Source organism: Nocardia sp. NBC_01327 (assembly GCF_035958815.1).
Taxonomy (GTDB): Bacteria; Actinomycetota; Actinomycetes; order Mycobacteriales; family Mycobacteriaceae; genus Nocardia.
Genome location: NZ_CP108383.1, coordinates 4,858,870 through 4,878,129, shown reverse-complemented (window position 1 = coordinate 4,878,129; position 19,260 = coordinate 4,858,870). Strand labels below are relative to the sequence as shown.

The window sequence follows — 19,260 nt, the reverse complement described above, 5'->3', positions numbered from 1 at the left end:
CCTTCACTGCTCAGCCCCTTCCCGCGCCAGCGAAATCAGATCCGCTATCCCCAGCCCATCGATCACGTCCTCATCCGGTGCGGACGGAGTCGAATACCGCTCCGCCGCAGCGCTTTCGGCGACCGTTGCGGCACTTTCGGTGTCGATCAGCGCGCCCAGCAGATACGAGACGATCGCGATCGGGCGCGGGTGGTCGAACACGAGGGTGGAGGGCAGTCTCGAACCTGTCGCCCGGATCAGGCGATTACGCAGATCGACGGCGATCAGCGAGTCGAACCCGATTTCCTTGAAAGCGCGGTGCAGGTCGATGGATTCGGGGTGCGACTGCCCGAGCACGGCCGCGACCTCCGCCCGCACGACATCGGTCACCAGCCGTTCCCGGTCCTCGGCCACCGGTAGCGCCGCGAGTTGTCGCCGCAGATCGGGCGGTGCCGCGGGTACGGCCGCGCCCCGGCGGGCAGGGCGAACCAGGCCCCGCCACAGCGGGGCCGGGTCCGCCGCGCCGCGGCGCAGGGCGGCAAGGTCCACGCCCATGGGTACGACCGCGGCCCGTCCCGCGCCGAGAGCGGTGTCGAACAAGGCCAGCGCGCGCTCGTCCGGCATCGGGACCAGGCCCCCGCGTGCCATACGCTGCCGGTCCGCCGCCGATAATTCGCCCGTCATACCGCTTGCCGCGTCCCACAATCCCCATGCCATCGACACCGCGGGCAGTCCGGAGGCCTGACGCAGCGTTGCCAATCCGTCCAGGAAGGCGTTCGCGGCGGCGTAATTGCCTTGTCCGGCACCGCCGAGCACACCCATCACCGAGGAGAACAGCACGAACGCCGAGAGATCCGACGCCGCGGTCAACTCGTGTAAATTCCACGCCGACAATGCTTTTCCCCGGAACACCGCATCGATATCAGGCGCCGACATGCCCGTGAGCGTCACGTCCCGCAGTACCCCCGCCGCGTGCACCACCGCCGACAGCGACGACACCCGGCCCAGTGCGGCTGCCAGCGCTGCCCGGTCGGCAACGTCGCACGCCACCACCTCGACCCGCGCGCCCATGCCCTCCAGCTCGGCCACCAGGTCCGGCGCGCCCGGCGCCGCCGGCCCACGCCGCGACATCAGCACCACATGCCGGACACCCCGCTGCCGCACCAGATGCCGCGCCAGCACGCTGCCCAGCGTCCCGGTGCCACCGGTGATCAGCACCGCACCGTCACCCAGCCCGGACCCGTTCGAGTCTGCCTGCACCGCAGCTCGACCCGGTACGGTCGAACCCGAATCTCCCGCAGCGGCAACACGACCCAGCCGCGGGACCGACACCCGCCCGGAACGCACCAGCAGTTGATCTTCCGAATCCGGCAACCGCAGCAACGCCTGCTCATCCAGCAGCGGCGTCAGCCCGAAGGACCCGGCAGCGCCGGTGGCGGATTCGGCAGCGCCGGTGGCGGATTCGGCAAAACCGTCCACATCGACGAGTACGAATCGCCCGGGAAACTCGACCTGCGCCGAGCGCACCAGGCCCCGCACCGCCGAGCCGACGACATCCGTCGCGCCGGGCCCCGTCGCACCGGCGGTCACCACGACCAGACGCGCACCGTCGAAGCCCTCGTCCTTCACCCACCGCCGCAACGCATCCAGCACCTGCCGAACCGCACCCTGGGCGGCGTCGGCCAATGTCCGGCCGGACCCGGCCGCGTCGGGCCCAGGCCCGAACGTGCGCGCGTCGAGCACAACCGCGCCCCCGGATGCCTCGGCACGGGTAGCGTCACCGGCCCATACCGTCCAGGCGACGGGCGTGCTGGTGCCCGATTCCACTGGGACCCACTGCACTTCGAAGAGATCGTGGTCGCCGGCCGCCAACTGTCCACGCGCGATGGCACGCATGGTCAGGGCATCGATCGTCAGGACGGGGTCACCCCGCTGATCGGCGATGGTCACCGTCACCGCATCGGCCGCGACCGCTGTGATCCGGACCCGCAGCACGGATCCGCCGCGGGCGTATCGCCGGACACCCGCCCATGCGAAGGGCAGCAGGGTTCCCTCGTCCGCGCCCCGGGAAAGCAGCACCGCTTGCACAGCGGCGTCCAGCAGCGCCGGATGCACCCCGGCGTACTCACCCGCCGCAGCGGCGACGGGTAGTTCCACTTCGGCGCACAGTTCGTCCTCGGACCGCCAGGCGGCCCGTAGTCCTCGAAATGCCGGACCGTAGTCGTAGCCACGTTCCGCGAAGCCCGCGTAGAGGTCGCCGAACTCGATAACCGCGGCGCCGGCCGGTGGCCAGGGCGCCGTATCGCTCGGCGGGTGCGCCCGGGTGTCGACGCCCAGTGTCCCGCTCGCGTGCCGGGTCCATGCGTGATCGGCGTGATCCTCCACCGGGCGCGAGAAGATGCCGAGCTGCCGCTGATCTCCGGCAGCCTCGCCGATCACCACCTGCACATCGACCGCCCCCGCGGCGGGCAGGAGCAGCGGTGCTTCCAGCACCAGTTCCTCGACCACGCCCCACCCGATCTCCTGACCGCCACGGAGCGCGAATTCGATCAATGCGGCGCCCGGGAGCAGCACGGTGCCCTCGATCGCATGGTCGGCGAGCCACGGATGCGCCTGCTGCGACAACCGTCCGGTCAGCACGACCGCCGCACCGACCGCCGCGATATCGACCGCACCGGCCAGCAGCGGATGCGCGGCCGAGCGCAACCCGCCCGCCTGCGGATCGACCGCACGAGCGGCCGCCGCGGCCCCGGAATCGAGCCAATATCGTTGCCGCTGAAAGGGATACGTCGGCAGCTCGACCCTCCGAGCATCCGATTCTGCGAAGGCGCCCGTCCAGTCGACCGGGGCGCCGTGCGCGTAGGCGGTGGCGAGGCTGGTGAGCAGCCGCTCGCGATCGTCCGCGCCGCGGGTCAGCGTCGGCACGGTCGCTATCGGCACGCGCAGTTCCTCGGCGGTCTCCTCGATCGCGGGGATCAGCACCGGGTGCGGGCTGACCTCGACGAAAAGCTGATGCCCGCCGGTGAGCAGGGCGCGGACGGCGGCTTCGAATCGCACGGTATCGCGCAGATTCCGCCGCCAATGGTCCGCGTCCATGGCCTCGGCATCGAGCACGCCGCCGGTCACGGTGGAGAAGAACGGCACCGCCGCCGCCGTGAGACGGATGGCGGCGACCGCCTCGGCCAGATCGTCGGCCACCCTCTTCATCTGCACGGAGTGGAAGGCGAAGTCCGAGAAGGTCTTACGGGTACGAACACCGTCGGCCTCGCAGGCCCGCCTGAACGCGGCCACTTCCTCCTGGTCACCCGCGACCACAACCGAGCCGGGCGCGTTCACCGCGGCGATATCGAGCCCGTCGGTGAGCCGGTCGCTCACCTCACCGGCACTGAGCGCCACCCAGACCATCGCGCCCCGGCCCGCCAGCCCGGACGCGGCCAGCAGCCGTCCGCGGACCGCGATCAACCGGGCCGCGTCGGGTACCGAGAGCAGGCCCGCCACACACGCCGCGGCGATCTCGCCACGGGAATGCCCGATCACCGCGGCGGGCTGGACGCCGTAGGACTGCCACATCGCGGCCAGTGCCACACTCACGGCGAAGAGCACGGGCTGACCGACGTCGACACGCTCCGGCGACGGCGCACCCTCCTCGCCGCGGATCACCGCGAGCAGTGACCAGTCCGCGTGCTTCGCAAGCGCTTCCGCGCACTCCGCCATCTTGTCCGCGAAGGCGGGCGAGATCTCGAGCAGTCGCGCGGCCATGCCGGACCATTGCGAGCCCTCGCCCGAGAAGACGAACACGGCACCGCCGGACACGGCCCGTCCGTGCACGACACGGGCGCTCGACCGGCCCTCCGAGACCGCACGCAGGCCGTCCAGGAGTTCGTCTCGATCGTGACCGAGCACCACACTGCGATGGACCAGCGCGGCCCGCGTCGTCGCCAGCGACCAGCCGACATCCAGCGGATGTGACACGGCGGCGACCTTCCCCAGGCGCGCAGCCAGTTCGGTCAACGCGGACTCGCTGCCGGCCGACAGCACCCAGGGCATCAGCTCGCCGCCGACGGGCCGATGCTCCGGTACCGTTGCCTCGCTACCGCTTCCGGGATATTCGAGGATGACGTGCGCATTGGTCCCACTGATCCCGAACGAGGAAACTCCCGCCCGCCGCGGTCGCCCCGCCTCCGGCCACACCTGCGACTGCGACAGCAACCGCACCGCCCCCGACGACCAATCCACCTGCCGCGACGGCACCTCCGCGTGCAATGTCCGCGGGAGCACACCGTGCCGCATGGCCTGCACCATCTTGATCACGCCCGCCACACCCGCTGCCGCCTGCGCATGCCCGATGTTCGACTTCAACGACCCCAGCCACAACGGGCGCCCTGCGGGCCGGTCCCGGCCGTAGGTGGCCAGCAGCGCCTGCGCCTCGATCGGATCACCCAGCCGGGTGCCCGTCCCGTGCGCCTCGACGGCGTCCACATCGACGGTGGTCAATCCCGCATCGGCCAGCGCCGCCCGGATAACGCGTTGCTGCGCAGGACCGTTCGGCGCGGTCAGTCCGTTCGACGCACCGTCCTGGTTGACCGCCGAACCGCGCACCACCGCCAGCACCGTTCGACCCGCGCGCCGCGCCTCCGAAACCCGCTGCAGCACAAGCAATCCCGCCCCCTCCGACCAGCCCGTCCCATCGGCGGCATCGGAGAAGGACTTGCACCGCCCGTCCGAGGCCAACCCCTGCTGACGCCCGAACTCCACGAACATGCCGAGGGTCGACATCACCGCGACACCGCCGGCCAGTGCCAGCGAGCACTCCCCCGCACGCAGCGACCGCACGGCCAGATGCAAAGCCACCAGCGACGAGGAACACGCCGTATCCACCGTCACCGCAGGACCTTCCAGCCCCAGCGCATACGAGATGCGACCGGACATGACACTGGCGGCCGTCCCGGTCAAGCGGAGCCCCTCGGTGTCTCCTACCGGCTCGTGCAGCCGCGGCCCGTACTCCATGGCGGTCCCGCCGACGTACACCCCCACCCGGCCGCCACGCAGCCCGTCGGGCCGAATTCCCGCGTGCTCCAGGGCCTCCCACGCGGTTTCCAGCAGAATCCGCTGCTGCGGGTCCATGGCGGTGGCCTCACGCGGGCTGATACCGAAGAACTCGGCGTCGAAATCCGCCGCACCGTCGAGGAATCCGCCCCGGCGCGCCGCACCGATCCGATCAGCCGAGCCCTGCGCGGTGAGCTCCCAGTCCCGATCATCGGGAAACGCGGAGATCGCGTCTACACCCTCGGCGACGGCCTGCCACAACCGTTGCGGTGACGTGATTCCCGACGGAAACCGGCACGCCATCCCGACGATGGCCACGGGATCGTCCTCCGTGACCGCCGGGGACCTCGGCGCGGCGCCGGTCTGCGCAGCGGTCGCGCCGAGGTCCCCCGCGGTCGAGGTCTGCGACCCGGTCACCGGCTGCGGTCCGGCGGCCCGGAGCAGTCTGCGGCGCAGATGCGCGATCAGGGCATCGGGAGTCGGATAGTCGAAAATCACTGTGCCCGAGAGACGTACACCCGTGCGCCGGAACAGCATCTCCCCCAGCTCCACCCCCATCCGGGAGTCGAGGCCGAGTTCCTTGAAGGTGCCTGTGGTCGACACGGCGCCGGCCTCGTCGTGACCGAGCACCTGCGCCACCAGTGACCTGACCAGCGCGGCCACATCGTGCACCGGCTCCGGCGCGAGCTCAGGCGCCGCGGGCAGTTCGGCCGCGACCCCGGCCCGCATCGGCGTCGATACGCCGGACCCGGCCACCGGCCCGAGCCAGTGGCGACGCCGCTGAAAGGCATATGTCGGCAGGTCGACCCGCCGCGCGCCCGAACCGGCGAAGACCGCTTCGCCATCGATCGCGATACCGTTCGCGTGCGCTGTCGCCAGCGCCATCACGAACCCGTCGAGCCCGGCCCGATCGTCGCCCGGAAGGCCTGCCACACAACCACTTCCGCCCGTGCGCCGCACCGCGTCCCGCAGCCCGTCCGCCAGCACCGGTTCCGGGCCGATCTCGACGAACGCCGCATGACCGTTGTGCAGCACGGTCGACACCGCGGCCGCGAACTCCACCGGCGCACGCAGATTCCGGAACCAGTACTCACCGTCCAGAACCGCGGCGTCGACCAGGCCGCCGGTGACCGTCGAATAGAAGGGGATCTCCGAGCGCAGTGGTGCGATCGCGGCGAAGGCCTCCCGCAACTCGGTGTGCACCTCGTCCACCTGCATGGAATGGGCCGCGAAGGCCACCCCCGGCAGCCGCCACGACAGCACCCCGTCCCGGGCCAGCTCGGCGCCCAGCCGATCCAGCTCCGCCGAATCACCGGAGAGGGTCAGCTTTCCCGGCGAATTGATCTCCGCGACCGCGACCCGCCCGCCCCACGCCGCAAGGCGACGCGACATCTCGCCGAGTGGTGCGGCCACACCCCGCATCGCGCCCCGGCCTGCCAGCCCGCGCAAGGCCCGGCTGCCCAGCGCGACGAGGCGCGCGCCGTCATCGAGCGATATCGCGCCCGCCACCACCGCCGCGGCGATCTCACCTTGACCGTGACCCACGACGGCGCAGGGCGCGACGCCGTACGAGCGCCAGAGCTCGGCCAGTGACACCGAGACGGCGAACAGCACGGGCTGCGCGACATCGACCTGATCCAGTCGCGGCGCCTCCACGTCACCACGCAGCACAGCGGTGAGCGACCAGCCGACGTGCGAGCGAATAGCGTTCTCACACTCCAGGATTCGCGCCTCGAATACAGGTGACTCGTCGAGCAAACGGGCCGCTGCCCGCGTCCCCGGCGCCAACCGGCCGGGGAAGGCGAACACCGGCCCGGTAGCCGGACCCGCCACACCTTCGACCAGAGCGGCATCGGTTCGGCCTTCGGCCAAGGCCTGCAGACCCCTGAGCAGCGAGGCACGGTCGCGCCCCGCGACTACGGCGCGATATTCGAAGGCGGTCCGTCCGGCGAGCAGTGACCAGCCGATATCGGCCGAGGTCAGCTCGGAGTGTTCGGTCAGATACGCGGACAACCGCACGCCCTGCTCCCGGACCGCCTCGGCGCTGCGCCCGGACAGAGGCCACAGCACCGGCGCGGCCGGGTCGGCGGAACTCGACTCCGGGAGCGCCGCAACGGTTCCCGTCTCGCGCGGCGCTTCCTCCACAATCAGGTGCGCATTGGTACCGCCCAGCCCGAAGGCGCTCACCCCGGCCCGGCGGATGTCGCCGCACGCCGGCCACGGTTCCAGCGTCTGCTGCACGCGCAGATTGAGCCGCGCCAACGGAATATCCGGGTTCGGCGTGCGGTAGTTGAGACTGGCGGGCAGTGCCTGATTCTCCAGCGAGAGCACGACTTTCAGCAATCCGGCCACGCCCGCGGCACTTTCGAGGTGACCGATATTGGTTTTGACCGACCCGACCCGCAGCGGCTGCCCGGCAGGCCGATGCGCGCCGATCGCCGCGCCGAGCCCGGCCGCCTCCACCGGGTCACCGACCGCGGTACCGGTCCCGTGCAGTTCGACGTAGTGCACATCCCGTGCGGTGATGCCGGAGCGGCGGTGCGCGAGTTCGATGACCTCGCACTGGATCTCCGCCTCCGGGACGGTGAGCGCGGCCGCGGCCGCGCCGTTGTTGACCGCCGAGCCCCGGAACACGCAGCGCACCCGATCCCCGTCGGCACGCGCCCGATCCAGCGTCTTCAGCAGCAGCAGCGCACCGCCCTCGCCACGCACGTAACCATTGGCCCGTTCGTCGAAGGTGTAACTGCGCCCGTCCGGGGACAGTGCGCCCGCGGCGTCCAGGGCCAGCGCGGTCTCCGCCGCGAGATTGAGATTCACCCCGCCGGCCAGCGCCGCGGTGCATTCGCCCGAGCGCAGGCTCTCGCACGCCTGGTGGATCGCGACAAGCGCGGACGACTGCCCGGAGTCGACGATCTGGCTGGGCCCGCGCACGCCGAGCAGGTAGGACAGCCGGTTCGCGATCATGCTGCGCAGCGTGCCCGTGGTGGTATGGGTGGTGATGCCGCCCGCACCCAGGCGGCCGCGGAGCACGGCGTAGTCGTCGAGTGCCGCGCCGATGAACACCCCGGTCCCGCTACCGGATACGGCCGCCGGGATGATTCCCGCGTGTTCCATTGCCTCCCAGCCCAATTCGAGGACGAGGCGCTGCTGCGGGTCCATCGCCGCGGCCTCGCGCGGTGAAATTCCGAAGAAGCCGGCATCGAACAGGCCGGGATCGTCCAGGAACGCCCCCCAGCGCGCCGCCGCGGTCGCGACGAGATCCCAGCGGTCCGCCGGGACCTCGGTGATCGCATCCCGGCCCGCGGCCAGCAGCTGCCAGAACTCGGCCGGGCCATCGGCTCCCGGGAACCGGCACGAGTAGCCGACGACGGCGATGGGAACGATGGAATTCATGAAAACGACGCCTCGAATTCCTCGGCTGTGCCGAGATCGACTTCCTTTTACCTCTGACTACCTCTGGTGAAGACAATCGAAGCTTTACATCCGCTGAAACATGATCATTCCTCATGCCGATATCGTCCCGATATCGTCCACCGAGACCGCATGTCGCGGCCTTGTCATCCAATCACCGATCGGTGCGAAGACAATAAATTCCGGCTTTTCATCGACGCTCACTGCGAACGATGAATTCCACCGACAAATATGTAGCGGAAGAAATGCGACGACCGTCGGATATCTATTCGGCGGCGGCGCCGGAGGCGGTTCGAGGTGCCGGCCCACGCCTGCGACACCCCGCACCGGCCCGCCGGCAACCCCGAACGGGGACTCGCCCTGGCCTTCCGATCGGCCCGCCGACGGCGTAGTTGTGCCGGGTTGGCGGATCCGCGAACGGTGCGCGAGTTGCTGGCCCCCGATAGAGGAGTGACCGTCGAGGACGCGGTCCTGGTCGTCGATGAGGTGGCCGACTCTCCCTGCGAGCCAACCCAACTCGGTTGCGGGTCGAAGTCAATGACAACAGCACCCATGACCCACACATCCGCACCCCCGACCTCGCGGGCGTGCGTGGAATGATCGTCATCGACCGTCTTGCGACCGCGTGGGGTGTCATCCACTACGCCGTATTCAAAACGGTATGGGCCGGGCTAACCCTCGATCGCCCGCACCGCCCCCCGATGGCCGTCGCACCCGACCCGGACCGGCCCGACTCCCCCGGCGATTCATAGGCCCAGCCGGGGCCTCGGCCCGTACAGGTCCGCCGGCGAAGGCTTCTTCGACGGTGTGACAGAGCGCCAGAACATGCTCGAGGCCGGAGATCTCGAGAGGACCGATGACCGGGCGGTTGGCATCGACAACGATCCGCAGCGGTTCGCGGCGAATTTCGGCTTAGAGGTTGGTTGCAGCAAGCGTGGTCAAGCCCACCCCGTCCAAGAAGTACATATCGGCCAGATCGAGGATGCAGTACAACCCACGAATGCGGTCCAGACCGGCCTGTACCGCGGCCGCCAGTTGCGGGGCAGTAGCGACGTCAACCGCTCCCCGGATCGCCACCGCCGCCAGCCCACACACGATGCCGAAGATGTCGAGCGCCCGCTTCGATACGTCACAGCATGACCGCGACGCACCGAAGCGCCGTCCTCCTACTTTGTGGCGTCGTGATACGCCGAAACGATTCCGGCCTGAATCCGCCCCCGGCTCGACACCTCATGTCCGTTCTTACGGGCCCATTCCCTAATGGCGGCACTCTGCTCGCGGTCGACAGCCGGGCGAGCCGGGCCGCCCTTACCGCGCGGCGCCCGCCCCACCTTCCGGGCGTGCGCGGTCCACTCCTCGAGCTCACTCCGCAGCCGGCCCGCGTTCACACCCGACAGATCGATCTCATATTCGGCGCCGTCGAGCGCGAACAACACTGTCTCCTCCGCCTCGGACTTTCCATCGAAGTCATCAACGAGAGTCACAACGACCTTGCGTGCCATGGACAGCGTTCCCTTCGAGTATGTGAAGAAGTCTGCTGAATGCTACTAACCCAACTTCACCGTTCACCACCGCGAGGTCGATGAGCGCCACCGAGGCTCTTCAGCGCCGTACTCGCTTCATCGAATACTGTTGCAGTACTACCCAGTTCCATGGCGACTCGGCACACGCGGGGTGAGCCGCCTGCTGCGATTTCTGCGGTGATACTTCGACCGGAGTTCGAAAACGCACTCAGCTGCCACTGACTGTGATGCCCAGCAAGCTAAGCCTGCCAGGCATGGTCGTGTATTGCCGCGACCTGCGCGTTTCGAATCGTCCAGGGTAGACATGTGGAAGATCGACGCGACGAGCGACTTCCGACCGACAAGCAGTCCTCGATGTGGCCGCGACGGCGCATTCCGTTACTGCACTACGCGATTCACTGACCGTGGCCAGGTAAGGGGCACCTCCCATAGGCTACGAAGGTCCCCCGGCACGGGGGTCTTCAACACCGGGGAGAAGCGAAGTATGAAAATGCGGGTCCTTGCGCATTCGACAGTCGGTATCGCCGCTGTTGCGGTGATGGAGGTGACCACCATCGCTTCAGCCACGGCCGCATCAGCAGACATGACCGTGACACCGTCGCAAGCCTATTGTGTCCGCACCGAGTACACGATCACCGTGCCAGCTGCTGACGCTGTGCCGTTGGAGACGGACCCGGCCTACAACCAAATCATCCTTGTCTCCAGCACCGAAAGCACCAAGGGCTCAATGCCCTGGACCAGCGGCCAGGACTGGACAATCGATTGGATGCCCGAATATGCAGGGCAGACGACCCTCACGGTATACCCGTACACCAATGTGACAATGGCCTTCGGCAGCCCATCGCTGACATTGGGACCGATCAACGTTGTCCAGAGCGCTCCACTCGGTGCGAGCTGCACCGCCCTCCACCGGAAGCTGGGGCGGGAACTGGTAGCGCGAACCCCATTACGATGATCGACCCGTCGCACTCTGCGGCCACAATATCTCGCAATCTCGGAAATCGACCAGACCGCGAGCCCTCCTGAGCATTGCCGATGGCGGCTACTAAGCCGGGCAAACCGATCACCGAGCCGAGCAAGATCCTCCGAAAACGACACGGTAGACACCAAGAAACTGGCCGAGCAACTGCTGGCCCAGGCCAAAGCAGAGGGCATCGATCTGGTCGGGCCGGGCGGGCTGCTCAACCAGTTGACCAAGACCGTGCTGGAAACCGCTCTGGAAGCGGAGATGACCGAGCACGTTGGCTATGAGAAGCACGACCCGGCCGGGCGTGGAACGGGCAACTCCCGCAACGGAACTCGCGCCAAGACCGTGGTCACCGAGATCGGCCGGTCGAGATCGATGTCCCGCGCGATACAAGTTCCTCGTTCGAACCCAAGATCGTGCGCAAGCGTCAGCGGCGGCTGTCGGGAGTCGACGAGATCGTGCTGTCGCTGACCGCGAAAGGCTTGACCACCGGGGAGATCTCGGCGCATCTCGCCGAGGTCTACGGGACTTCGGTATCGAAGGACACGATCTCGACGATCACCGACAATGTGGTCACGGAGATGGTCGACTGGTGCAACCGGCCCCTCGACGCCGTCTATCCGGTCCTGTTCATCGACGCCATCCACGTCAAGATCAGAGACGGTCAGGTCGCCAACCGCCCGATCTATCTGGGCATAGTGGCGCCTTCTGCGAGGGCGGGCGGTCAGTCCGAACACGCGGGTCGCGGCATTATCGTGCGTTCGTGGAGCGTGTCTCCGATCTTCAAACTAGGTGGCACTGAGTGGTCGGTGACGTTTGGCCTCTTCGACCAGGGTGTGGGATGAGGGTGCAGCGGCCAGCCGTCACAGTCGCGCCGAGGTCGACGAAGAACTCCTCACCCGGCCGAGGGGTCGTCATGACATGTACCGATGGATGGCCTCGTTGGCGTGGTCCTGAAACGTGGGGTTGGCCAAATCGGGCAAGAAGTCCGCTTGGTTGAACAACGGACCCGTCAGCGTGTTGGCCGCGCTGGCGTAGAACACGCCGCTGGACAGGGTCGGGTCGGTGACGCCGTCGACGAGTCGCTTCGCTCCCACGTCGAGTTTGTGGGCGAGACCCAGGGCGGGCATGACGTATTTGGCGGCTACCCGCATCGGTAGGGGAAGGTCGCTGGGGGCTTGGGTGCCGGTGGTGTTCCCGGGGCTCACGGTGATGAATCGGCGGTCGGGGTGTTGGCGGGCCAGGTAGGCCATCCAGAGGGCCCCGATGTACTTGGCCTGGCCGAACGCCAGATTGAAGTCGGCTTTTCTGCCGGCGAAGTAGCTGCCGTCGATGACGGTGGCGAGTTCGTCGGCTGAGGTCGAGACGAAGGATGGCCCCTTCATCCGCAACTTCGGAACTCCGCGGACAGCTTCACTTCCGGCGAGGACCGCAACCTCGCCGAGCCGCCCCTGGGCCAGGAGCCCTTCGAGGAGGACGACGTGGCCGAGGACGTTCGTCGCGAACCCGGTGGTGACCCCGTCAGCGGTCAATCCCATCGCCGACGGGCCGATGACACCGGCGTTCATGACCAGCGCGTCGACGGATCCGTCGATGGCCGCGAGGCCGGCTCGGACCGAACCCTGATCGGCGACATCCATGACAACGATGTCGAAGATGCGGCGGCCGGTAGCGGCTTCGAGTTCGGCCTTTGCCATTGTCGCCCGGTCTTCGTTCCGGCACGCCAGGTAGATGCGCGCCATCTCGGGACGTAATGCCAGTTGCCGGGCCACGTCCTTGCCGATCCCGGCATTGGCGCCCGTGATCAGAGCGGTCTTGCTTGTCAGATCAGTCATTCGTGCGTGTCCCTTCCTAAAATGGGTTACACAACTCACTATGACCACAACAGAATGGGTTGTCAAACCCAAAATCTGCTAATCTCGGCTCATGCTCGACGAGACGACCGACCGGCCCAGGCTCACCGCCAAGGGGGCGCGTACCCGGGCGCGCATAGTCGAGGCGGCCGCCGCTGTGATCCATGAGCGCGGAGTGGCGGGCGCCACCTTGGAAGATGTCAAGGTGGCAGCAGAGGTCAGCGGCTCGCAGCTGTACCACTACTTCCCCGACAAGAACGCGCTTGTTCAGGCGGTGATCGACTACCAAGCCGACACCATCGTCGAACGCAACACGCACGTGCTCGGCAGCGCGAACGGCGTCGAAGCCTGGCGGGACATGGTGATTGCTGCGGCCAGGCGCACCCAAGCAATAGGCGGCTGCCAACTCGGTTCCCTCGGTGGTCAACTCGCCGAGAGCGACCCCGAGGCCCGAGCGCTCATCGCGGCAGGGTTCGATCGGTGGGCAGCCGCTATCAGCGAGGGACTCGCAACCCTTCACGCCGACGGGAAACTCCCGCCCGACAGCGACCCGGACGACCTCGCTACGACGCTGCTCGCGACGCTCCAAGGAGGGCTTCTACTCGCCCAGGTACAACGGGACATCCGTCCGTTCGAAACCGCAGTCAATACCGTCCTCGATCTCATGATCGGCAGATGAGCCAAGCCGAGCGTGGAGGCTTGACCAGCGAGCCAGGTGCGGTGTACCCGGTGGTGCCGGGCGGGGTGAGCACGCGGACCGCTCTGTCCAGGAAACTGAAGGGGATCGAGCGGGCCGTGGCGGAGAAGGTCCTTGGTCAAGTAGTTCTGTGGTCTGTCAACCCGTTTCTCAGACGGGAAGTTCGGTGATGCTGAGGGCGAAGTCCAAGTTCCCCACCCCGTGGTTGGCCAGGCCTACCGTGACCACACCCGCTCCTTCGAGCCAGTGCGCCATTTTCAGGCCGCCGACGTCCAGTGGGCGCAGCCCGAGGCTCGTGATGAACGCCTCCACGCTTGCCTTGGCCTGCGCATTATCGCCAGCGATGAAGACGTCGGGCCTACCCTTCTCCAGGACTTGACGGAAGACGGTGTTGAACGCCTTCACCACGGTGGCGCCGGCGGGGGCCACCTTGGCGACTTCCTGCGCGATCGAGGTCTCCTGGCGGTGGGCCAGCCCGTCGAACGTGGAATTGAAGGGATTGCTGATGTCGACGATCACCTTGCCCGCGAGAGCGTCTCCGTATTGCGCGACGACCGGCACGACACCGTCGTACAACAGGGCCACGATGACGATCTCCCCGGCTGGGGCGGTGCCCCATTCTCCCGCCGTGGCCCCGCCGCCTAGAGCCTTGGCCAGGTCAGCGGCCTTGGCCTGATCACGGCCCATGATCTCGACGGTGTTGCCGCCCGCTACCGCCCGCGCGCCGATGGTGCGGGCCATGTTCCCGGTGCCGATGATGCTGATGTCGCTCATGAGATGTCCTGTCCTGGTTGCTGTTCGGTTCAGATGGCGGTGGTGCCGCCGTCGGCGACGAGTTCCATGCCGTTGACGTAGCTGGAGTCGTCGGAGGCGAGGAAGAGGGCGGCGGTGGCGATTTCGTCGGGGCGGCCCATCTGGCCGCGCGGGATGAGGGACTCGTATTGGCGTTTGGTGGCCTCGTCGAAGAGCTCTTCCTGCTTGGCGGTGGCGACCTGGCCGGGGGTCAGGACGTTGACGCGGATGCGGCGGTCCTTGAGCTCGTTGAGCCAGACGCGGGCCCAGGCCTGCTGGACGGCCTTGCTGCCGGCGTAGACGCTCCAGCCGGGGAAGGCGCCGAGGGAGGCGTTGGAGCCGGTCATGAGGATGGAGCCGCCGTCGTTGAAGAGCGGGAGCGCCTTCTGAACGGTGAACAGGGTGCCGCGGGCGTTGAGGTAGAACGCGGCGTGGAAGTGGGCCTCGGTGATCTCGCCCAGCGGGGCGGGCTCGCCCACGCCGGCGCTGGCCCACAGCACGTCGAGGCTTCCCTTCTCCCGCTTGACGGTGTCGTACAAGCGGTCCAGGTCGTCCAGATCGGAGGCGTCGCCCTGCACGCCGGTGACGTTGCGGCCGATCTGCTTCACGGCCTCGTCCAGGGCGTCCTGGCGGCGGCCGGTGATGAAGACGTGCGCTCCCTCGTCGACGAACAACTTCGCGCCGGCCAGCGCCATGCCCGTGGTGCCGCCGGTGATGACCGCTACCTTGCCGTCAAGCTTTCCCATAGTCGCTCCCTTGGGTCGGTGGTGCCGTGTGCACCTGGGGTGACGATGTTATGTACACCGATCTGTGTGCTTAACGTATCGGGCGGACCGCCCGGGCGCAAGCTATGTACACCGGTCGTTACCGGGCTGGGGTACCGTGGGCCCATGACAGAGTTGGAGAAGGGCCCCACAGGTCACCGCCGCGGCCGGGGCGCCCGCGAGCGCATCCTCAGCGCGTCCCAGCAACTGTTCCGTGAGCAGGGCATCAACCGCACCGGCATGGACCAGCTCTGCGCGGCGGCCCAGGTGTCCAAACGCACGGCCTACCAGCACTTCACCGGCAAGGACGAACTCGTCGCCGAGTACCTGCGCCGGTTCGACCCCGCTGTTCTGTCCGGCGTGTTCGACCGCACCGACCTCACGCCCCGCGAACGGCTCCTCGCCGCCTTCGACATCCCCCCCACCACCCCCCTGTGCCCCTACATCGCCGCCGCCGTCGAACTCCACGACCCCCAGCACCCCGCAGCCCAGTACGCACGCGACTACAAGAAAGCCGTCGCCACGCGGCTCGCCGACACCGCCCGCGACGCCGGCGCCGCCGACCCTGAACAGCTCGGCGAGCAACTCGCGCTGCTCATCGACGGAGCCGCGGCCCGCACCCGGGTCCTCAACGCCGACGCCTTCCCCACCGCCGCCGCCATCGCCGCCGTCCTCATCGACAACGCCATCCCCGCCACCACCACCGATGACCGGCGACGAGAGAAGATGCACAGCTGAATGGACCCTCTGCGGCCGAGCTGGACGCGCTCCCGATCGTGTGGCTACGCCCGCTGGTACACGACGCCGGCCGCCGATGTGGCAGCCGGACCACCGCCGCGCAACCCTCGGAGTGGGAGAGAACTGCCTCTCAGCGGCTCGCAGAATGCACGGAAATCGGCAGTTCCGGACGTTCCCCTGGCATCGGATCGGATCGGCCGGTTGATCTTCGGCTGTACCGCGCTGGCCGGTTCGGTCAGCGCCGTAAGCGGCAGTTGAGGATGTTCGAACTGGCGCGACTACCGGTCCTCGACCTCGGTGATCAAGAGATCACCCGGCGCGAGATCGTTCTTCTGGAGCTCCGGAACGATGAGGCCGACCGGCGCGGGGTCCCCCGGATTCCGACCGGCGCGATACACGCCCTCAATAGCTCTGCAAGTGGCTGCCGGGCCGGGCTTTCCGTCGGCCTTTATCACCCTGAGCAGATCGCCTATCGAGACCGTGCCAGCCTCGATAACTCCGATCACCGCAGTTCCGCGGCCCGTGATCGTGAAGACGCTGTCGACCAAGAACCGGAACTGCATGTCCTTCAGAGGTTTGCCGTCCATGACACGATGATCGACCTGGTCAGGCACTGTGTGCCCGAGACGCTCCGTAACCGCGCTCAATGTGACAGGAGAGGATGTTGCGATCGCTCTAGTCTGCGCAGCCAAAACGATCGGTGACGGCGGTGTTGCATGGGCGCACCAAGGCAACGGCCCCGCGCTTCAACAAGATTGATCGTCAGTTTATCTTGACGATACAGATCGTCAGGATAAACTGACGGCATGGCTTCGTCGATGGAACTCGAAACGGGTGCCGGGAGCTCCGATCCGGCGGTCGGGCTGCGCGCGGTGGCGTCTTTGCGCCGCCTCGCCGAACAGCTGGAATCGCTACAGGTGGATCGAGCCCGTGAACTGGGCTGGTCATGGTCCCGTATCGCGGCGGAGCTGGGTGTGACCAAACAATCCGTTCACCAGAAGCATGGTGGGCGAGACACCACAGCGAAAAGAGTCTGAGGACATGTTCGAACTCTTCACTGAGCCTTCCCGAGCGATCCTCGTCGAGGCACAGGACCTCGCACAGGAACTGGGTAGCAGCGAGATCGGCGTAGGCCATCTCCTCTACGGGTGCGCCGAGGTCAGAACCGAGACCGCTGCCGTACTGCGCGACGCCGGCGTCACCTCCGCAATTATTCGTACCCTGCTGCCCCGACCCTCCCCACAGACGGCGGGCGGCATCGATCCAGAAGCGCTCCGCGCGGTGGGCATCGACTACGAACAGGTCCGCGCGGCCGCCGAGGAGACCTTCGGGGTTGGGGCCTTGGATTCGGCTCCCGACCGACGCGCGTCCTCGGCTCCGGGTCGGCGACCGCCGTTCACCGACGCCGCGAAACTCGCACTCGAACTCTCCCTACGCGTCTCGATCGAACTGCACCACCGGCGCGTTGACCCAACGCATTTGGTCCTCGCGCTGCTTCGTCTCGATGACGAGCTGGTGTCCCAGGTCCTGGACAAGGCCGGAGCCACGCCCGCTGCCCTGTCCTCAGCCATCCTGATCCTCCTCACCGACGCCGCATAGACCTAGCACGCCAACAGATTTGAACTGAGACACGGACGGGCGTGGCGCACCGCTATGTCCGAGTTCCGGTTCGAGATTTCGCCTGTGTAATCGCCACAGAATCGCCAGAAGCGCGCGTTCGGCCGACACCAGATCGGTACTGCCGGTTGATCTTCCGAGGTGCCGCGCTGACCGCTTCGGTCAGCGCGCTACGCGGCAATGTAGTGCGTTCGGTGGACACGTCCCGAACCGCCTCGCATTACTGGAAGGGCTGGTACACGGAGATCGAGCACCAAGGCAGCACAATGACCATATGGATCCCGAGCCCAGCCATCGGTGTGAGCCTCCGCCGCGTGTGATCACCGAGACTCATCGTCGGCTCAGCGAGCACTTCGCTGCGGTGGAATCTCCGCGGTGGGCTGAGCAGGCCGTTTCTGCATGCCTGAGACGGCTCATGTCGAGCACGATCACGGAAGCCGCCCTCATCGCTGTGGAGGATGCCTGGGTCGAGGATGAATGGACCTTCGTGGTCGTCTATCGATCGCCGTATTTCGACGGCCTGCTCGGGTTGCGACGCTCAACCTACGACCCTCGGGACAACACGTTCTCGACCATGTTCGACCCGGAGTTGACTACAGCCCCTGACCCGAAACGGTACGGCCGCGATGTCGCTGATTTCGATATAGGCGAACCACTGGGGACCGTAGCGGGCAATCTGCGAGTCGACGACCGCGGCATTCATTGGTGGGGACATCCACCGACGCCACGCACGCAATGAAGCACCGACCACCATTCGTAGCCAGATCAACCGACCTCGGCAGACGCGCCGGGGACATCCATTACGGCGTCACATCGGGGCATGATGGTGCGTTCGGCCGACCTCGGCCTGGCGGGTCCGAACAGCCTTGTAAGCGGCATGAGCGGACGTCCGAGTTGATCATTGTTTCAGTCGAGCGTTACTAGTACGCACTCGTCCAGGTCTGCGGCGAGTCGATAGAAAGTGGCGTATTGGGCCAGTAGATCGAGAAGGTAGTCGCGATCCCGCGGACCTTTGTAGACACCAGACGCTTCCATCGCTTCGGCGTCGAATAGCTGTGACGCACTCTCCAGGCTGTTCTCCACGTAGTCGGCTACGGTCCGCGCGGTATCCGGGCGAACAAATCGGAGCGTAACCCCTTGTGGCGCAGTCGCACCCGATGCGAAGGGCTCCGCCCCGAACACGGTGATCTCGGCCAACCCCGTGGGGTTGCGCCCTTCCTGGTTCCGGCGGTTGGGCGCGAGCAACCAGTACACCGCGTCCCAAGCCCGCGTGGAGAGCCTCCGGTCCAGAATGCCGGGCCGTTCCTTCACGATCTGACGAGCAACCGGGGCTAGCTCCAGCCAGATCGGATCATCCCAATGGCGCGACTTCGCGACATCGGCGGTGGCCAAGCTCCTGAAAACCTGGATGGCGTCCTCGGCGGCCTCACGGTCTCGCATCGCGCGTTCCAGTAGCGGTTCGTAGGGGATTGCCTGGTACTGGGCGTCGAGGGCCATAGCAAGATCATAGATTTTGCTATGGATCGTCTCATCTCAGCATCATGCAATCGGCATGAGCGCGCACTTTAGTTGACTAAAGCCAGCTCGCAATCAGCTTCCGAGTGGAGGGCTGTCAGCGACCCGCCACTCCGGGGGGAAGGCCACGTCCCGCGCCATCCCTCCGCATTTCGCCCGAACCCGTTCTGCGCTTGCCAACGGGGGTTTCGCTCATCCGCACTGCTCGCGGCGTGCCACGGGCCCACCGGATTTCGCTGTGTCCGGTTGCCAAATCCGTTGCCACTTCCGGACAATTCGGGGGTTTTCACGATTGAGTCGTCATGAAATGAAGCGGTGGACGGCCTCATTGGCGTGGTCCTGACGACGGGTTGGCCAA

The 19,260-nt window shown here is 67.2% G+C and carries 15 protein-coding genes and 1 pseudogene; 9 read left to right on the top strand and 7 right to left on the bottom strand.

What is annotated here, in order from left to right; all coding sequences use genetic code 11:
• Positions 1–3: 3 nt before the first annotated feature.
• On the bottom strand, positions 4–8,418 hold the full coding sequence (locus OG326_RS22320; protein ID WP_327139042.1) for a type I polyketide synthase: 8,415 nt from the start codon (positions 8,416–8,418) through the stop codon (positions 4–6).
• Between the two features lie 539 nt (positions 8,419–8,957).
• Here OG326_RS22320 and OG326_RS22315 point away from each other — a divergent pair.
• Both OG326_RS22315 and OG326_RS22310 read left to right on the top strand, forming a co-directional pair.
• Positions 8,958–9,188: a hypothetical protein gene (locus OG326_RS22315; protein WP_327139041.1), complete on the top strand. Its 231-nt coding sequence runs from the start codon at positions 8,958–8,960 to the stop codon at positions 9,186–9,188.
• A gap of 55 nt (positions 9,189–9,243) precedes the next feature.
• A complete protein-coding gene (locus OG326_RS22310; protein ID WP_327139040.1) occupies positions 9,244–9,576 on the top strand; it encodes a hypothetical protein in 333 nt (110 codons plus the stop codon).
• 26 nt (positions 9,577–9,602) lie between these two features.
• On the opposite strand, the gene OG326_RS22305 is transcribed toward OG326_RS22310, so the two are convergent.
• Positions 9,603–9,938, bottom strand: coding sequence for a histone-like nucleoid-structuring protein Lsr2 (locus OG326_RS22305; protein ID WP_327139039.1), 336 nt, complete (start codon positions 9,936–9,938; stop codon positions 9,603–9,605).
• Positions 9,939–10,443: 505 nt separating this feature from the next.
• Here OG326_RS22305 and OG326_RS22300 point away from each other — a divergent pair.
• Complete coding sequence (locus OG326_RS22300; protein ID WP_327139038.1) at positions 10,444–10,914, top strand: hypothetical protein; 471 nt, start codon at positions 10,444–10,446, stop codon at positions 10,912–10,914.
• Between the two features lie 159 nt (positions 10,915–11,073).
• Positions 11,074–11,624: pseudogene (locus OG326_RS22295) on the top strand (transposase); the annotation flags it as partial.
• Positions 11,625–11,840: 216 nt separating this feature from the next.
• On the opposite strand, the gene OG326_RS22290 reads toward OG326_RS22295, so the two are convergent.
• Positions 11,841–12,761 carry an SDR family NAD(P)-dependent oxidoreductase gene (locus OG326_RS22290; protein ID WP_327139037.1) on the bottom strand — a complete coding sequence of 307 codons (921 nt, stop codon included), beginning with the start codon at positions 12,759–12,761 and terminating at the stop codon, positions 11,841–11,843.
• A 91-nt stretch (positions 12,762–12,852) separates the two neighbouring features.
• Here OG326_RS22290 and OG326_RS22285 point away from each other — a divergent pair, with 91 nt between their 5' ends.
• On the top strand, positions 12,853–13,458 hold the full coding sequence (locus OG326_RS22285; protein WP_327139036.1) for a TetR/AcrR family transcriptional regulator: 606 nt from the start codon (positions 12,853–12,855) through the stop codon (positions 13,456–13,458).
• Positions 13,459–13,626: 168 nt separating this feature from the next.
• Here the strand turns inward: OG326_RS22285 and OG326_RS22280 are convergent, their stop codons facing one another.
• Together OG326_RS22280 and OG326_RS22275 are read right to left on the bottom strand one after the other, a co-directional pair.
• Positions 13,627–14,250: an NADPH-dependent F420 reductase gene (locus tag OG326_RS22280; protein ID WP_327139035.1), complete on the bottom strand. Its 624-nt coding sequence runs from the start codon at positions 14,248–14,250 to the stop codon at positions 13,627–13,629.
• A gap of 29 nt (positions 14,251–14,279) precedes the next feature.
• Complete coding sequence (locus OG326_RS22275; protein WP_327139034.1) at positions 14,280–15,014, bottom strand: SDR family NAD(P)-dependent oxidoreductase; 735 nt, start codon at positions 15,012–15,014, stop codon at positions 14,280–14,282.
• Between the two features lie 144 nt (positions 15,015–15,158).
• Between OG326_RS22275 and OG326_RS22270 the strand changes: the two genes are divergently transcribed.
• Positions 15,159–15,770, top strand: a complete 612-nt coding sequence (locus OG326_RS22270; RefSeq protein WP_327139033.1) for a TetR/AcrR family transcriptional regulator — start codon at positions 15,159–15,161, stop codon at positions 15,768–15,770.
• Between the two features lie 278 nt (positions 15,771–16,048).
• Here OG326_RS22270 and OG326_RS22265 read toward each other — a convergent pair whose 3' ends face one another.
• The gene (locus OG326_RS22265) at positions 16,049–16,357 is read right to left on the bottom strand and encodes a hypothetical protein (RefSeq protein WP_327139032.1); all 309 of its coding nucleotides are present in this window, start codon (positions 16,355–16,357) and stop codon (positions 16,049–16,051) included.
• Between the two features lie 219 nt (positions 16,358–16,576).
• Between OG326_RS22265 and OG326_RS22260 the strand changes: the two genes are divergently transcribed.
• From OG326_RS22260 to OG326_RS22250, 3 genes are all read left to right on the top strand, one after another.
• The gene (locus OG326_RS22260; RefSeq protein ID WP_327139031.1) at positions 16,577–16,807 is read left to right on the top strand and encodes a helix-turn-helix domain-containing protein; all 231 of its coding nucleotides are present in this window, start codon (positions 16,577–16,579) and stop codon (positions 16,805–16,807) included.
• A 4-nt stretch (positions 16,808–16,811) separates the two neighbouring features.
• Entirely contained in the window at positions 16,812–17,369 is a 558-nt protein-coding gene (locus OG326_RS22255; RefSeq protein WP_327139030.1) for a Clp protease N-terminal domain-containing protein, read from the top strand.
• 334 nt (positions 17,370–17,703) lie between these two features.
• The gene (locus OG326_RS22250) at positions 17,704–18,126 is read left to right on the top strand and encodes a hypothetical protein (protein ID WP_327139029.1); all 423 of its coding nucleotides are present in this window, start codon (positions 17,704–17,706) and stop codon (positions 18,124–18,126) included.
• Positions 18,127–18,293: 167 nt separating this feature from the next.
• Here the strand turns inward: OG326_RS22250 and OG326_RS22245 are convergent, their stop codons facing one another.
• Positions 18,294–18,884 carry a DUF1877 family protein gene (locus tag OG326_RS22245; protein WP_327139028.1) on the bottom strand — a complete coding sequence of 197 codons (591 nt, stop codon included), beginning with the start codon at positions 18,882–18,884 and terminating at the stop codon, positions 18,294–18,296.
• Positions 18,885–19,260 lie beyond the last annotated feature (376 nt).

Coding starts and splice junctions, on each gene's coding strand:
- OG326_RS22320 (WP_327139042.1), bottom strand. CDS start 8,418: ATGAATTCCATCGTTCCCATCGCCGTCGTCGGCTACTCGTGCCGGTTC.
- OG326_RS22305 (WP_327139039.1), bottom strand. CDS start 9,938: ATGGCACGCAAGGTCGTTGTGACTCTCGTTGATGACTTCGATGGAAAG.
- OG326_RS22300 (WP_327139038.1), top strand. CDS start 10,444: ATGAAAATGCGGGTCCTTGCGCATTCGACAGTCGGTATCGCCGCTGTT.
- OG326_RS22290 (WP_327139037.1), bottom strand. CDS start 12,761: ATGACTGATCTGACAAGCAAGACCGCTCTGATCACGGGCGCCAATGCC.
- OG326_RS22285 (WP_327139036.1), top strand. CDS start 12,853: ATGCTCGACGAGACGACCGACCGGCCCAGGCTCACCGCCAAGGGGGCG.
- OG326_RS22280 (WP_327139035.1), bottom strand. CDS start 14,250: ATGAGCGACATCAGCATCATCGGCACCGGGAACATGGCCCGCACCATC.
- OG326_RS22275 (WP_327139034.1), bottom strand. CDS start 15,014: ATGGGAAAGCTTGACGGCAAGGTAGCGGTCATCACCGGCGGCACCACG.
- OG326_RS22270 (WP_327139033.1), top strand. CDS start 15,159: ATGACAGAGTTGGAGAAGGGCCCCACAGGTCACCGCCGCGGCCGGGGC.
- OG326_RS22265 (WP_327139032.1), bottom strand. CDS start 16,357: ATGGACGGCAAACCTCTGAAGGACATGCAGTTCCGGTTCTTGGTCGAC.
- OG326_RS22260 (WP_327139031.1), top strand. CDS start 16,577: ATGGCTTCGTCGATGGAACTCGAAACGGGTGCCGGGAGCTCCGATCCG.
- OG326_RS22255 (WP_327139030.1), top strand. CDS start 16,812: ATGTTCGAACTCTTCACTGAGCCTTCCCGAGCGATCCTCGTCGAGGCA.
- OG326_RS22245 (WP_327139028.1), bottom strand. CDS start 18,884: ATGGCCCTCGACGCCCAGTACCAGGCAATCCCCTACGAACCGCTACTG.